12 protein-coding genes are annotated in these 15074 nt (G+C 71.7%); 11 read left to right on the forward strand and 1 reads right to left on the reverse strand.

Annotation, left to right across the window (positions count from 1 at the left end; genetic code table 11):
- The first annotated feature begins 6 nt into the window (after nt 1–6).
- On the forward strand, nt 7–264 hold the full coding sequence (locus MMF93_RS24145; RefSeq protein ID WP_242754731.1) for an acyl-CoA carboxylase epsilon subunit: 258 nt from the start codon (nt 7–9) through the stop codon (nt 262–264).
- A 137-nt stretch (nt 265–401) separates the two neighbouring features.
- Here the strand turns inward: MMF93_RS24145 and MMF93_RS24150 are convergent, their stop codons facing one another.
- The gene (locus MMF93_RS24150; RefSeq protein ID WP_242754732.1) at nt 402–626 is read right to left on the reverse strand and encodes a hypothetical protein; all 225 of its coding nucleotides are present in this window, start codon (nt 624–626) and stop codon (nt 402–404) included.
- Between the two features lie 559 nt (nt 627–1185).
- On the opposite strand from MMF93_RS24150, the gene MMF93_RS24155 reads away from it, so the two are divergent.
- The 10 genes from MMF93_RS24155 (at nt 1186) to gltX (ending at nt 15027) form a co-directional block, all read left to right on the forward strand.
- The gene (locus MMF93_RS24155; protein ID WP_242754733.1) at nt 1186–5412 is read left to right on the forward strand and encodes a sensor histidine kinase; all 4227 of its coding nucleotides are present in this window, start codon (nt 1186–1188) and stop codon (nt 5410–5412) included.
- 9 nt (nt 5413–5421) lie between these two features.
- Nucleotides 5422–5835 carry a roadblock/LC7 domain-containing protein gene (locus MMF93_RS24160; RefSeq protein ID WP_181856416.1) on the forward strand — a complete coding sequence of 138 codons (414 nt, stop codon included), beginning with the start codon at nt 5422–5424 and terminating at the stop codon, nt 5833–5835.
- A gap of 67 nt (nt 5836–5902) precedes the next feature.
- Nucleotides 5903–6316, forward strand: a complete 414-nt coding sequence (locus MMF93_RS24165) for a DUF742 domain-containing protein (RefSeq protein WP_242754734.1) — start codon at nt 5903–5905, stop codon at nt 6314–6316.
- 58 nt (nt 6317–6374) lie between these two features.
- The gene (locus MMF93_RS24170; RefSeq protein WP_242754736.1) at nt 6375–6983 is read left to right on the forward strand and encodes a GTP-binding protein; all 609 of its coding nucleotides are present in this window, start codon (nt 6375–6377) and stop codon (nt 6981–6983) included.
- A gap of 353 nt (nt 6984–7336) precedes the next feature.
- The gene (locus MMF93_RS24175) at nt 7337–10630 is read left to right on the forward strand and encodes a nitrate- and nitrite sensing domain-containing protein (RefSeq protein ID WP_242754737.1); all 3294 of its coding nucleotides are present in this window, start codon (nt 7337–7339) and stop codon (nt 10628–10630) included.
- A 10-nt stretch (nt 10631–10640) separates the two neighbouring features.
- Nucleotides 10641–11054, forward strand: coding sequence for a roadblock/LC7 domain-containing protein (locus tag MMF93_RS24180; RefSeq protein ID WP_037792627.1), 414 nt, complete (start codon nt 10641–10643; stop codon nt 11052–11054).
- 95 nt (nt 11055–11149) lie between these two features.
- On the forward strand, nt 11150–11989 hold the full coding sequence (locus MMF93_RS24185; protein WP_242754738.1) for a DUF742 domain-containing protein: 840 nt from the start codon (nt 11150–11152) through the stop codon (nt 11987–11989).
- Nucleotides 11970–12566: a GTP-binding protein gene (locus MMF93_RS24190; RefSeq protein ID WP_242754739.1), complete on the forward strand. Its 597-nt coding sequence runs from the start codon at nt 11970–11972 to the stop codon at nt 12564–12566. Before MMF93_RS24185 ends, MMF93_RS24190 begins: the two co-directional genes overlap by 20 nt.
- 156 nt (nt 12567–12722) lie before the next feature.
- Nucleotides 12723–13508, forward strand: a complete 786-nt coding sequence (locus MMF93_RS24195) for a fumarylacetoacetate hydrolase family protein (RefSeq protein WP_242754740.1) — start codon at nt 12723–12725, stop codon at nt 13506–13508.
- Entirely contained in the window at nt 13498–15027 is a 1530-nt protein-coding gene (gltX, locus tag MMF93_RS24200; protein WP_242754741.1) for a glutamate--tRNA ligase, read from the forward strand. The genes MMF93_RS24195 and gltX overlap by 11 nt, the downstream gene beginning before the upstream one ends.
- Nucleotides 15028–15074: the final 47 nt, after the last annotated feature.

Consider the following 15074-nt stretch of genomic DNA (forward strand, 5'->3'; position numbering starts at 1 on the left):
GCACAGATGAACGAGACCCCCAAGGAGTCCGCCAGTACGGGCCCGTCGAGCGCCACGGCCGACGGCGTCGTGCGCGTGGAGAAGGGCCAGGCCAACGCGGAGGAGCTGGCCGCGGTCACCGCGCTGCTGCTCGCCCGCGCCGCCGCCACGACGCGGGCCGGTCAGACGCAGGCGCCCGCGCGCCGCGGGCGTCCGACGAAGGCCGGGTGGCGCCGCCTGGAGCGCCAGCACGGCTTCCGCGCCCCGCACAGCTGGCAGGGCTGAGCGCCCGAAGCGCAAGGAGCGGGCGCGCACACGACGCGGCGCCGGCCCGCGGCCCCGAGAACGACCGAGGCGCGTGCCGGAACCCCGGGGACAGGGTTCCGGCACGCGCCTCGGTGTGTGCGGCGGGTGTGCTGCGCTCAGCTCGCCGGCGCGTCCACCAGCGTGGTGCGGCGGGGGTTGGCGGTCTGGCTGGGGAGCGCGTCCTCCGCGTTCTGCGCTGCCTCCCGCGCTGCCTCCTGTGCTGCCTCCCGCACCGCGTCCGCCTCCACCGCACGGGCCGTCAGCTCGTCGGCGTCGTTGAGGTGCGCCAGAGTGGTGCGCCGCGGGTTGGCTATCTTCCCCATGGTCAGTGTGGACTTCACTGGATGCCCTTACCTCGCTCGGCTTGTCATTTCGGTATGAGATGTAAACGCCGAGAGTAGGCCCGCTATTCCCCGCGCGAACGTGACCTAGGCAACGCTTGCCATGTGAGTTTCCTCACGGGCCGGTTACCAAAAGCGACATAAGGAAACGTCGGCCCGGTGATGCAATCGGGCAGAGCGGGCCAACAGGGCAATCCGTGCACAGTGTTGATCTTGCAGTCATGGTGGGCGGGTCGGATGGAGCGGATGTTCGATCGGGAGAAGTCCGGCATTCCGCTTCGCCCTTTCGACGCACCGTGAGGAGGCGGGTGCGAATGGTTACTGATCGCCGGTGGTTATCCACAGCCCTTGTTGCAGATCCGGCACTGTGCTGGAATTCCACGGACCGCCGCAGGACGAAACATGACCGGCGCGCGTCGGACGCAGAAGCGGCGCCGCGCGACGGTGCTGAGGGGACGCGCCGGTCATCACGACCGCCATGGGGGCCTGGGACCCCCACGACTCGATACCGTCCCGCCGTCGCGACGGGGGGACGCCTGGTCCAGAGGTTGCGACGCTAGTGCAGGGACGTTTCAAGAGGGATGGCAGCGCTGAGGGAGCCCCGGAGGCGCGCGGCTCGGCCGACCGCGTCTCCCAGCCTCAGCGCGCCCAGGACGGCGGGCCCCAAGGCCAGGGCGCGCCCTCCGGTCAGCAGGTGAGCGGCGAGAAGGGCGCCGCGGCCGCGCAGGCCGACAAGACCGGCAAGCTCGGGAAGACGGGCAAGGCCGCGAAGAAGGAGAGCGGCAAGAGCGCCGCCTCGGCTTCTTCTCCGGCCTCTGCGGCGTCTTCGGCTTCCCCGGCCCCCGACCCGGGTTCGCGCATGGCGCTGCGCAACTGGCACATCAGCACGCGCCTGGTCTCCCTGCTCGCCCTCCCCGTCATCGCGGCCACCACGCTCGGCGGCCTGCGCATCTCCGACTCGCTCCAGAACGTCGACCAGCTCGACAACATGAAGCGCCTCACCGAGATGACGGAGCAGGCGACCGAGCTCGCCGCCGCCCTCCAGGAGGAGCGCGACCGCTCGGCGGGCCCCCTGGTCAGCACGGGGAACCAGAAGGACGACGTCGTCGTCGGCGCCCGCGAGGACACCGACAAGGCCTTCCAGTCCTTCAAGGAAACCACCGGCGACATCGACGGCAGCGACAAGGTGATGGCGGGCGTCCAGTCCACCGTCTTGGACATCACCCGCCAGCTCACCGCGATCAACACGATCCGCGAGCGCGCCTACGAGAACCCGGAGTACGTCTCCCAGACGGTCAACTCCTACAACCAGCTCATCGAGTCCCTGCTCTCCCTCTCGCAGGACATGGCGCAGGCGACGAGCAACTCGGAGATGATCCGCAGCACCCGCGCCCTGGCCGCGTTCTCCAGCGCCAAGGAGTACGCCTCCATCCAGCGGGCCATCATCTCCGCCGGCCTGGCCCACCAGCCCACCCCCAAGCTGTCCGAGAGCGACCGGCTGTTCGCCAGGACCGCCACCGACAGTGAGGGCGCGGAGCTCGACAGCTTCGGCCAGATCTACGGCTCGGGGGAGACCGACGAGCTCCTCAAGCCGCTCGGCGGCAGCGACGTCAACGTCGTCATGGCGAACAAGTACCGCGACCGGATGCTGCACAGCCCCGACGCGATCAAGAAGCAGCGCCGCACCTACGTCGACTGGATGGACCAGGACGAGTCCAAGATCCAGGCGATGCGCAAGATCGAGCACACCCTGCTGGAGAAGATGGAGCAGCAGGCCCGCGAGCTGCGCTCCGAGGCGCAGCGCGAGGCGCTGATCAGCGGTGCGCTCATCCTGCTCGTGCTGGGCATCTCGCTGGTCGGCGCGTTCGTCGTCGCCCGCTCCATGGTCCGCTCGCTGCGCCGCCTCCAGGACACCGCGCAGGACGTCGCGCGCAAGCGGCTGCCCGAGCTGGTCAAGCAGATGTCCGAGGCCGAGCCGCAGGACGTCGACACCTCCGTCGAGTCCGTGGGCGTGCACAGCCGGGACGAGATCGGCAAGGTGGCCTCCGCGTTCGACGACGTCCACCGCGAGGCCGTCCGCCTCGCCGGCGAGCAGGCGCTGCTGCGGGGCAACGTCAACGCGATGTTCACCAACCTCTCGCGCCGCAGCCAGGGCCTGATCCAGCGCCAGCTCTCGCTCATCTCCGAGCTGGAGTCGCGCGAGGCCGACCCCGACCAGCTCTCCTCGCTCTTCAAGCTCGACCACCTCGCCACCCGCATGCGCCGCAACGGCGAGAACCTGCTGGTCCTCGCGGGCGAGGAGCCCGGAAGGCGCTGGACCCGTCCGGTCCCGCTGGTCGACGTGCTGCGTGCCGCCGCATCCGAGGTGGAGCAGTACGAGCGCATCGAGCTCAACTCCGTGCCGGCGACCGAGGTCACGGGCCGCGTCGTCAACGACCTCGTCCACCTGCTCGCCGAGCTGCTGGAGAACGCCACCTCGTTCTCCTCGCCGCAGACCAAGGTCAAGGTCACCGGACACGCGCTGCCCGACGGCCGGGTCCTCATCGAGATCCACGACACCGGCATCGGGCTCTCGCCCGAGGACCTGTCCGCGATCAACGAGCGGCTGGCCAACCCGCCGACGGTGGACGTCTCCGTCTCCCGCCGCATGGGCCTGTTCGTGGTCGGCCGCCTCTCCCTGCGGCACGGCATCCGCATCCAGCTGCGCCCCTCCGACTCCGGGGGCACGACCGCGCTGGTCATGCTCCCCATCGACGTCGCACAGGGCGCCAAGGGCCGCGCCGGTGCGCCCGGCGGCCAGGGCGGACCGCCGCCCGCGCAGCAGCGCGGCGGCAGCAAGGGCGGCAACCTCGCGGCGGCGCTCCAGCGCGGCCCGCAGGGCGGCACGCCCGGCGCGCCGTCCGCGGGCACCGGCGCGGGAGCCGGCTCGCTGGGCCAGGGCGGCTCGCGGCTGGGCGCCCTGCCCACGCGTGGCCAGAGCGGCGGCGGCGCACGTCCGGCGCTGCCGGGCGGCGGTGCACAGGGCGGCTCCGGCGGCAGCGCCGTGAACTTCTTCGGAGCCCCGCCGAGCCCGGCCCGCCCGGGCGAGGCTCCCGCGGGCCCGAGCGGCTCCGGTGGCGCCCAACCGCCGCTGCCCACCCGCGGCGGCCCCGCGGGGCAGCTCCCCGGTGGGTCGGACACCGCCGGCGGCTCGCAGCAGGGCGGCACAGGCCAGTTCGCGCTGGAGCAGCGGCCATCCGGCCCCCACGACACAGGACAGTTCGCCCAGCCGGGCGGCCCCTCTCAGGGCCCCGGCAGCACGAGCGAGATACCGCGCATCACTCCGGACTCTCCGGCGGGCACCGGCCACTTCGCGCAGCCCGGCGGCCCCGCGCAGCCGGGCGGTCCCGCGCAGCCGGGCGGTCCCGCGCAGGACGAGGGCCCGGGCAGCACGAGCCAGTTCCCGCGCGTCAGCGCCGACGACGCTGCCCGTGCGGGCCGCTTCCCGCAGCAGGGCTCTCCGTCTCAGGGGCCCGGCAGCACGAGCGAGATTCCGCGGATCGCGCCGGACGGCCCGGCGAGCACGGGTCAGTACGCGCAGCCGGACGGTCCCGCGTCCACGGGCCAGTTCCCGCAGCCGGACGCGTCCGGGGGAACGGGTCAGTTCGCGCTGGAGCAGGGGCCGACAGGGCCGACCGACACCGGTGCCTTCCCGCAGCAGGGTTCCCCCTCTCAGGGGCCCGGCAGCACGAGCGAGATTCCGCGGATCGCGCCGGACGGCCCGGCGAACACCGGCCAGTACGCGCAGCCGGCCGACCCCTACTCCACGGGCGGGTTCCCGCAGCAGTCGGGCCCCGCGGACACCGGGCAGTTCCCGCAGCAGTCGGGACCTGCGGACACCGGCCGGTTCGCGCTGCCGCGGCAGCCGGGCGGCCCGGCGGACACGGGCGAGTACCCGCAGGCGCCTTCCCCCTCGGACACCGGCGAGTACACCCGCCCCGACGGGCCAGGCGACACGGGCCAGTTCGCGCGGCCGCAGCCGGCGGACGCGGCCGACGCGTCGCAGGGCCGCCCGAGCTGGGCGCGGCCCGAGCGCGGTCCGCAGGACGCCGAGGCGCCGCGTGGCCACGACGAGCCCGAGCCCACCGGCGAGCACGCACGGCCGCAGCAGCCCGGCACAGGTTTCCCGGACGGCATACCCTCGGGGCCCCCGGCCCCGCAGGACGCGCCGACTCCGATCTTCGCCTCCATGGAGTCCAACTGGTTCCGTGGCGCGGGGGAGCCCACCCCGCAGGCGCCGCCGCACGAGGGTCGTCCGGGCCCGGCGGACGACGGCAGCGGCATGCAGGGCAACGGGCGGCAGCCCGCGCCGGCGTCCGCTCCCCGCCCCGGGCAGCCCGCCTCGGCGGTGCCGCCGCTGCCGCAGCGCCGGTCCACCCCCGGTGCTCCCGCGGGGAGCGACGGGGCGGCCGCCGAGGGCGACTGGGCAGCCTCCCACGGCGCGGCGCCCGACGCCGGCCACTGGGGAGCCTCGCCCAACGACGAGCGCTGGCGGCGTGCCGAGCAGCTGCGTGAGCCCGCCGCCGGCGGTGTCACGACCTCGGGGCTGCCGCGCCGCGTGCCCCGCGCCAACCTGGTGGCGGGTACCGCACAGCAGCAGTCCACCGCACAGTCCGGTCCACAGGTCTCCCGCGCGCCCAACGACGTGCGTGGCCGGCTGACCAATCTCCGCCGTGGCGTCCAGCAGGGCCGACAGGCCGGCACGGACACCCACGGCGCAGGCCCCACCTATCAGCAGGAGCGTTAGTTGAGTCCGATGAGCCAGGCTGCGCAGAATCTGAACTGGTTGATCACCAACTTCGTGGAGAACACCCCCGGGGTGTCGCACACGGTGGTGGTCTCCGCCGACGGCCTGCTTCTGGCCATGTCGGAAGGGTTCCCCCGGGACCGTGCCGACCAGCTGGCGGCGGTCGCCTCGGGGCTGTCCTCGCTGACGTCAGGCGCGTCGCGGATCTTCGAGGGCGGCGTCGTCAATCAGACCGTGGTGGAGATGGAGAGGGGATTCCTCTTCATCATGGCCATCTCGGACGGTTCCTCACTGGCCGTCCTCGCCCACCCGGAAGCGGACATCGGCCTCGTCGGCTACGAGATGGCGCTGTTGGTGGACCGTGCTGGAAGCGTACTCACTCCGGACGTACGCGCGGAACTCCAGGGAAGCATTCTCAACTGATCGTCACGCTCCCCCCACCTGAGCACCACAGTCCGTCCGCCGACCCCATGCCTCGCTCGGAGGAGCCATGACCCCGCCGCCCGCCTCGCACGACCCGTACGGCGCGTACAACGCCCACGCGCCGTACGGTGGTGAGGGCGACCAGCCGCTGGTGCGCCCCTACGCCATGACGGGCGGGCGCACCCGGCCGCGCTATCAGCTCGCCATAGAGGCCCTGGTGAGCAGCAACGCGGACCCGATGCAGCTGCAGGGGCTGCTCCCGGAGCACCAGCGGATCTGCCACCTGTGCCGGGAGGTCAAGTCGGTCGCGGAGGTCTCCGCGCTGCTGACCATCCCGCTGGGGGTGGCCCGGATTCTCGTCGCCGACCTCGCCGAGGCCGGCATGGTGGCCATCCACCAGCCGGGCAGTGCCTCGGACCCGGGCGGTACCCCCGATGTGACGCTGCTGGAAAGGGTGCTCAGTGGACTTCGCAAGCTCTAGCCCGCGCAGGGACCCGGCCGGGCGGCAGCCGGCCCCGCCGGTGGGCCCGATGGGCTCCATGGGTCAGCACGGCCAGCACGGCCAGCAGGGTTTCGGCGCACCCGCGCCCGCGCCCGCGCGTTCGACGACCTCCGCGAAGATCGTGGTGGCCGGCGGCTTCGGCGTGGGCAAGACGACCTTCGTCGGCGCGGTCTCGGAGATCAACCCGCTGCGCACCGAGGCCGTGATGACCTCGGCCTCGGCCGGTATCGACGATCTGACCCACACCGGTGGCAAGACGACCACGACGGTGGCGATGGACTTCGGCCGCATCACGCTCGACGACGACCTGATCCTGTACTTGTTCGGTACGCCGGGTCAGGACCGGTTCTGGTTCATGTGGGACGACCTGGTGCGCGGTGCCATCGGTGCCGTGGTGCTGGTGGACACGCGCCGGCTGGCGGACTGCTTCCCCGCGGTGGACTATTTCGAGAACAGCGGGCTGCCGTTCGTCATCGCGCTCAACGGGTTCGACGGGCACCAGCCCTACTCTCCCGAGGAGGTCCGCGAGGCGCTGCAGATCGGCCCCGACGCGCCGATCATCACCACCGACGCCCGCCACCGCGCCGACGCCAAGAGCGGGCTGATCACACTGGTGGAGCACGCGCTGCTCGCCCGTCTCAAGTAGCGCCGTGGATCCGCGGAACCGGACAGGCGCCACGCTGTGTTTTTCGCCATGTCCGCCAACCGTCGCGGCTTCACGTTCATAACGTTTCGAAAGAGAATCGCGCCCGGGTGAACACGCCGGGCGCGCGGAACGTTTCGCTCTGCGTACGAATCCCGGGCCATTTGGCGCCGCACGGCCCCAATGCCCGTTTTTCCGTCGCCGGCTCCGCGCTGCTCTCCTCGCCTTCCGTAGCCCTCCGTAATCCGCCAGGTGTTTGGACGGGGCGGCTTTGACGTGCTGGAATTCCCTGAACTCAGCAGTAGCGCAGGCGCAGTACGTCCGAAGGCGTCGCGCACCGAGAGGTGAGAAGTCGAGTGAGGCGAACGACCAGGGGTACGCCGGGCCCGGCGCCGGACGGGTCCGAGGGGGGCGGCTCCACGGAGTCGCGGGGCAACTTCACCCCACCGCCGCGCCCCGCCGCGCCCCGCGGGCCGCAGACGCCGCGTCCGGTGCCCGCCACCGGCGGTGGCAGCCGGTGGTCGGCGCGCAACTGGCGCGTGGCCACCCGGCTGAACGCGATCCTGCTCATACCCGTGCTCGTCGCCCTCGTCTTCGGCGGCTTCAAGGTCGAGTCCGACGTCGCCGCGTGGCAGGACGCCAAGGAGGCCCAGCGTACGGCGGAACTCGTCGAGGCGGCAGCCGATTACGGCAACGCCCTCATCGACGAGCGCGACAGGACCGCCGAGCCGCTGCTGAAGGGGAACGGAGACGCCTCCGAGGTCAAGAAGGCCAGGGACGCCACGGACGCGGCCGCCAAGAAGTTCAGGCGCGCCGCCTCGCACCTGCCGGACAACCCCGGCCTCAAGCGCCGGCTCGCCGCGTTCGAGAAGGCCGAGCCGAAGCTTCCCGCCCTGCGCACCGCCGCGTTTTCCGGGGAACTGAGCGGGGTGCAGACGGAGGAGGGCTATGTCGACGTCCAGCATCCGCTGATGGAGTTCGCCAACGAGCTGGGTCTGGGCACCGGCAACGTCACCTCCTACGGCCGCACCGTCTACGCCATCTCGCTGGCCAAGGCCGCCGAGTCACTCCAGCGCTCGCTGGGCACCCACCTGCTCGTCAAGCCGGGGCCGTCGGCCAAGGACAAGCAGGCGCAGCTCACCGCGCTGGCCTCCTACCACTACCTGGAGCGCATCGCCCTGGGCGAGTACACCTCCGGCGGCCGCCCCGAGGACGTGGACCTGCTCAAGGAACAGGTCGCCAAGGCCAAGAAGGCGGGCGGCGCGCGCGTCCAGGCGGCGCGTGAGAAGGCGACCGCGAGCGGGCGGAAGTTCGTGGCGCCGCCCTCCATGGACGCGATGGTCAAGGCCATCGGCTCCGGTGCGAGCGCCCGTGAGCTGCGCGCCAAGGGCATCACCACCGACAGCTGGTTCGCGACCTCCACCGCCACGTTCGACGCCTACCGTGCCGTGGAGTCGAAGCTGACGCGCGACGCGGTCGCGGAGACGGAGAGCATCGCCTCGGACGCCCGCCGAGACGCGCTCATCAACTCCGCGATCGTGCTGGTGGCGCTGTTGCTCGCGTTCGTCGTGGCCGGCCGGATGGCCCGCGCCATGAGCCTGAACATGCGGGCGCTGCGCGCGGCGGCCTTCGACGTGGCCCAGCAGCGGCTGCCGATGCTCGTCGACCAGCTCTCGCGTACCGATCCCGGCCGGGTGGACACGCGGGTGGCGCCCATTCCGCTCACCAGCAGGGACGAGATCGGTGAGGTCGCCCGCGCGTTCGACCAGGTGCACCGCGAGGCCGTGCGGCTCGCGGCCGAACAGGCGATGCTGCGCGGCAACGTCAACGCGATCTTCACGAACCTCTCGCGGCGCAACCAGGGCCTCATCGAGCGCCAGCTGGGCCTGGTCACGGAGATGGAGAACAGCGAGGCCGACCCGGACCAGCTGGAGAAGCTCTTCCGGATGGACCACCTCGCCACCCGCATGCGCCGCAACGGCGAGAACCTGCTGGTGCTGGCGGGTGAGGAGCCGGGCCGCCGCTGGACGGAGCCGGTGCCGCTGGTCGACATCCTGCGCGCGGCCTCCTCCGAGGTCGAGCACTACGAGCGCATCGAGATCACCGGCATCCCGGAGACGGACATCCACGGGCAGGTCGTCAACGACCTGGTGCACCTGCTCGCCGAGCTGCTGGAGAACGCAGCCTCGTTCTCCTCGCCGCAGTCGAAGGTGCGGGTGACCGCGACGCGGCTGCCGGACGGCCGGATGATGGTCGAGATCCACGACAAGGGCATCGGGCTGACGGCCGAGGACTTCGCGGACATCAACCACAAGCTCGCCAACCCGCCCACGGTGGACGCCGCCGTCTCCCAGCGCATGGGCCTGTTCGTGGTCGGCCGGCTCGCCGACCGGCACGGTATCCGCGTCCAGCTGCGGCCCTCGGGCGAGCAGGCGGGCACCACCTCGCTGGTGATGCTGCCGGACGTGATCACCCACGGTGGGGGAGGGGAGGAGCGCCTCGACGAGGGCTTCACCGTCTCCCGGATCGTCCCCGAGCACCAGCACGAGTCCCCGCGGCCGGCGCGCGACGACTCTCGCTCGGCCGCGGACCTGGGCTTCGACGACTCGCGCTACGGCGCCTCGGTCCCGTCCTCGCCGAGGGGCCCCGCGGACGGCCGGCGATCCCCCGCCGCGGAACCCCGGCAGCAACCGCACTTCCCCGGGCAGCAGGACCCGTTCACGGGTCAGGAGGGCGTGCAGGACCCAACGGGTCACGGCGGACAGGCCCATGGCGGGCAGCCGCACGACGCGCAGCACCAGGTGCCGCAGACGCCCGATCCGTTCGGGCTGCCCGGTGGTGGCGGCTACCCGCAGGGCTACGGGCCCTCGGGGGAGATCGCCGCGCAGCAGTACGCGGGCGCCGGACACGACCAGCAGTTCGCTCAGCAGTACGAACAGCCCTACGCTCCCGCACAGGACCAGGACCCCTTCGGCGGCCGGCATGGACGGCCCCAGGCGACCGGCTACCCGCAGACCTTCGACGGGTCGGGTGCGGGGCTCCCCGGCGCCCCGGAGCAGCAGGCCGCCAGTCCCCAACTCGACCCGTACGAAAGCCAGTACGGCTCGCCGCAGCAGGAAGCGGAATCCTCCGTCGGCATGGCCCCAACGGATGCCGAGCGCGTAGGCTTCGACCGTCAGGGTCCCCTCCCGAGCAGCTATCGCACCACCACCGAAGCGGGCCTCCCGCGTCGTGAGCCGGGGCGAGCGCAGCAGGAAGGGGACGCGGGAACGGGAGGCCAGGGCCTGGCGCCAGGCGGACAGGCCCCGTTCGCGGAGCCCGCGCGGCCCTCGTCGCCGGACGGAAGCGGAATGCCCCGGCGGAACGAGAACGACGAACGCTGGGACAGGGCGGGCCAGTTGCGGGACCCGCAGGCCGGTGGGACCACCACCTCCGGGCTGCCGCGGCGGGTGCCCAGGGCCAACCTGGTCGCGGGCGCCGCCGAGGAGAACCAGCGGGGCGGCCCCTCGGTCTCCCGCGCGCCCGAGGACGTACGGGGCAGGCTGAGTAATCTGCACCGCGGCATCCGCCAGGGACGCACGGCGGGGGACCCCGACCAGACCGACCGACAGGGCTTCGGCCCCGGCAGCATTTACGATCAGGAGCGTTAGTGTGAGCCCGATGAGCCAGGCGGCGCAGAACCTGAACTGGTTGATCACCAACTTCGTGGAGAACACCCCCGGGGTGTCCCATACCGTGGTGGTCTCCGCCGACGGACTTCTGCTCGCGATGTCCGAGGGCTTCCCCCGCGACCGCGCCGACCAACTCGCGGCGGTCGCCTCGGGACTGACCTCGCTGACGTCCGGTGCGTCGCGCATCTTCGAGGGCGGCGTGGTCAACCAGACCGTGGTGGAGATGGAGCGCGGCTTCCTGTTCATCATGGCCATCTCCGACGGCTCCTCGCTCGCCGTCCTCGCCCACCCGGAGGCCGACATCGGTCTGGTCGGCTACGAGATGGCCCTGCTGGTCGACCGCGCGGGAGGCGTCCTGACCCCGGATCTGCGGGCGGAACTGCAGGGCAGTCTTCTCAACTAGGGCACAACTGACCCGCGGCCGTGCGCATCGCGTCCGGGCGCCATAAGGTGCCGTGAGCGCAGACGGCCGTATGTCCGTGAGTCGGAGGAGGAAACGTGGCAACGCCCCCAGGAGGTCCGTCGTCGTACGGCAGTGGTCATGCCGACCAGCCGCAGGACGTCCAGTCGGCCGCGGCCCCGGGTGGGGACGCGCCCTTCCTGAACCGTTTCAACTTCCCTTCGGCGCCCAGTGAGCACGTCCAGCGGCCCGCCGGGCCCGGCGGCGCCCAGCCGCAGCACGCGCCGCACCAGGGTCAGCAGCCGCACCAGGGGCAACAGCAGCCGCCCGGGCAGCCGCAGCACGGACAGCCCCCGCACCCCGCGCAGCCCCAGTACGGGCAGCAGCCGTCCCACCAGGCTCAGCCGCCCCAGCAGGCGCAGCCGGACCAGGGGGCGCAGCACCCGCAGCAGCAGCCCCACCCCCAGTCGCCGCACCAGGCTCCGCAGCCCCAGCAGCGGCGACCCCAGCAGTCCCGTATCCAGCCGGTGCAGCCCACGCACGGTGAGATGTCGGCCGCCAACGAGCGTGGCGCCGAACACTCCCCGCCCCCGCAGCAGCCGCTGGTGCGCCCCTACGCCATGACGGGTGGCCGGACCCGTCCCCGCTACCAGCTCGCCATCGAGGCACTGGTGCACACCACGGCGGACCCCGCCCAGCTCCAGGGCCAGCTCCCGGAGCACCAGCGGATCTGCCGCCTGTGCTACGAGATCAAGTCGGTCGCCGAGATCTCCGCACTCCTGACCATCCCGCTCGGCGTCGCCCGGATTCTCGTCGCCGACCTGGCCGAAGCCGGGCTCGTGGCCATCCACCAGCCCGGTGGCGACGAGACCACCGCCGACGGCCAGCCAGACGTGACACTGCTCGAAAGGGTGCTCAGTGGACTTCGGAAGCTCTAGCGCCGGGCCCGTCGGGGATACGACAGCCCGTTCGACGACCTCCGCGAAGATCGTGGTGGCCGGCGGCTTCGGCGTGGGCAAGACGACCTTCGTCGGCGCGGTCTCGGAGATCAACCCGCTGCGCACCGAGGCCGTGATGACCTCAGCCTCGGCCGGTATCGACGACCTCACGCACACGGCCGACAAGACCACCACCACGGTGGCGATGGACTTCGGCCGCATCACGCTCGACCAGGACCTGATCCTGTACCTGTTCGGTACGCCGGGTCAGGACCGGTTCTGGTTCATGTGGGACGACCTGGTGCGCGGTGCCATCGGTGCCGTGGTGCTGGTGGACACGCGCCGGCTGGCGGACTGCTTCCCCGCGGTGGACTACTTCGAGAACAGCGGGCTGCCGTTCGTCATCGCGCTCAACGGGTTCGACGGGCACCAGCCCTACTCTCCCGAGGAGGTCCGCGAGGCGCTGCAGATCGGCCCCGACGCGCCGATCATCACCACCGACGCCCGCCACCGCGCCGACGCCAAGAGCGCACTGATCACGCTGGTGGAACACGCGTTGATGGCGCGGCTGCGCTGAGGAGCGCGCGGCCGGGCCCGTTCCGGGGCGCTTCAAGAAGGCGGTCCCGGGGAGCGAGAGGGGCGGGGCACGGGCCGAAAACACCCGACCTCGCCCTGCGCGGCCGGTGGAATACGCTGGGGTCCCAGCCATTGACACCGGTACCAAAGGACCCCCGTGCGCATCGCAAGATTCTCCCTGGACGGAACCGTGGGTTTCGGCGTCGTGGAGGGCGAGCCCTCGACCCCCGAGGGCCCCGTCCTCGACATCATCAAGGGCCACCCCTTCGCGGAGTTCGAGCGCACGGGACACAAGCTCCCCCTGAACAAGGTCAGGCTGCTCCCGCCGACCCTGCCCAACAAGGTCGTGGCGATCGGGCGGAACTACGCCGAGCACGCCAAGGAGATGGGCAACGAGGTCGACGAGACGCCGGTCACCTTCTTCAAGCCCTCGACCTCCGTCATCGGCCCCGGCGATCCCATCGCCTACCCCTCCTTCTCCTCCGAGCTGCACTACGAGGCGGAGCTCGCCGTCGTCATCGGCCGCATGTGCAAGGACGTGCCCCGCGAACGCGCGCGGGACGTCATCCTCGGCTACACCTGCGCCAACGACGTCACCGCGCGTGACGTTCAGCGCACGGAGAAGCAGTGGGCCCGCGCCAAGGGCTTCGACAGCTCCTGTCCTCTGGGCCCGTGGACGGAGACCGACCTGGACCCGGCCGACGTCGGCATCATGTGCACGGTGGGCGGCGAACAGCGCCAGCTCGGCCGCACCAGCGAGATGGTCAGGTCCGTCGAGGACCTGATCGTGCACATCACGGAGGCGATGACCCTCCTGCCCGGCGACGTCATCCTCACCGGCACCCCCGCGGGTGTCGGGCCCCTGCACGTCGGCGACGAGGTCGCCGTCACCATCGAAGGAATCGGCACTCTCACCAACAAGGTGATCAAGCGTGACTACTGAGTTCTCCGGGAGGGAAGGGACCGCGGGCACGGACGTCCGCGTACGTTTCTGTCCCTCCCCGACCGGCAACCCCCACGTGGGCCTGGTCCGTACCGCCCTGTTCAACTGGGCGTACGCCCGGCACACGGGCGGCACCCTGGTCTTCCGCATCGAGGACACCGACGCGGCCCGCGACTCCGAGGAGTCCTACCAGCAGCTGCTGGACGCGATGCGCTGGCTGGGCCTGGACTGGGACGAGGGCCCTGAGGTCTCAAGGGACGGCTTCGTCGCGGGCGGCGGCCCGCACGGCCCCTACCGCCAGTCCCAGCGGATGGACATCTACGCGGACGTCGCGCGCAAGCTGCTGGACGGCGGTTACGCCTACCCCTGCTACTGCACGGCCGAGGAGCTGGAGCAGCGCCGCGAGCAGGCCCGCAGGGAGGGCCGCCCCTCCGGCTACGACGGCGCGTGCCGCGACCTGAGCGGCGAGCAGATCGCCGCCTACGAGGCCGAGGGCCGCAGCCACGTCGTCCGCTTCCGGATGCCGGGCGAGCCGATCACCTTCACCGACGCGGTACGCGGCGAGATCACCTTCCAGCCGGAGAACGTGACCGACTACGGCATCCTGCGTGCCAACGGCGCCCCTCTCTACACGCTGGTCAACCCGGTCGACGACGCGCTGATGGACATCACGCACGTCTTCCGCGGCGAGGACCTGCTCTCCTCCACTCCGCGCCAGATCGCCCTGTACTGGGCGCTCATGGAGCTGGGCATCGCCAAACGCGTCCCGGAGTTCGCACACCTGCCCTATGTCATGGGTGAGGGCAACAAGAAGCTCTCCAAGCGCGACCCGCAGTCCGCGCTCAACCTCTACCGGGAGCGCGGATTCCTCCCCGAGGGGCTGCTCAACTACCTCTCCCTGCTGGGCTGGTCGATCTCCGAGGACCGGGACATCTTCTCGCGGGACGAGATGGTCGCCGCCTTCGACATCCACGAGGTCAACGCCAACCCGGCGCGCTTCGACCTCAAGAAGTGCGAGGCGATCAACGCCACGCACCTGCGGGAGCTGCCGCTGGGCGACTTCGTCGCGGCCTGCGAGCCGTGGCTGAAGGCCCCCTACGCGCCCTGGCCGGCGCAGAACTTCTCGCAGCAGGCGTTCGAGGAGCTGGCCCCGCTCGCCCAGACGCGGCTCACGGTGCTCTCCGACATCACCGACAACGTCGACTTCCTCTTCCTCGACCAGCCCGTCGAGGACGAGAAGTCCTGGCAGAAGGCGATGAAGGAGGGCTCGGCCGACCTGCTGCGCACGGCGCGCGGCAAGCTGGACATCGCCGACTGGACGTCCGCCGACGCGCTCAAGGAAGCCGTGCTGGCCGCCGGTGAGGAGCACGGCCTCAAGCTGGGCAAGGCCCAGGCGCCCGTCCGCGTGGCCGTCACGGGCCGCACCGTGGGTCTGCCCCTGTTCGAGTCCCTCCAGGTACTGGGCAAGGACCGCACCCTGGAGCGGATCGACGCGGCCCTGGCGAAGCTGGACTCGTAGGCCCTGGACGGAAGACGGTGCTCCGTGGCGGGCTGGGCGGAACTCGT

It is taken from the genome of Streptomyces tubbatahanensis, from assembly GCF_022699385.1.
Classification (GTDB): Bacteria; Actinomycetota; Actinomycetes; order Streptomycetales; family Streptomycetaceae; genus Streptomyces; species Streptomyces diacarni.

What these genes read in the sequence shown, in the direction of transcription:
- MMF93_RS24165 (WP_242754734.1), top strand. Translation starts at nt 5,903, where the DNA reads ATGACCCCGCCGCCCGCCTCGCACGACCCGTACGGCGCGTACAACGCC.
- MMF93_RS24170 (WP_242754736.1), top strand. Translation starts at nt 6,375, where the DNA reads ATGGGTCAGCACGGCCAGCACGGCCAGCAGGGTTTCGGCGCACCCGCG.
- MMF93_RS24180 (WP_037792627.1), top strand. Translation starts at nt 10,641, where the DNA reads ATGAGCCAGGCGGCGCAGAACCTGAACTGGTTGATCACCAACTTCGTG.
- MMF93_RS24160 (WP_181856416.1), top strand. Translation starts at nt 5,422, where the DNA reads ATGAGCCAGGCTGCGCAGAATCTGAACTGGTTGATCACCAACTTCGTG.
- MMF93_RS24145 (WP_242754731.1), top strand. Translation starts at nt 7, where the DNA reads ATGAACGAGACCCCCAAGGAGTCCGCCAGTACGGGCCCGTCGAGCGCC.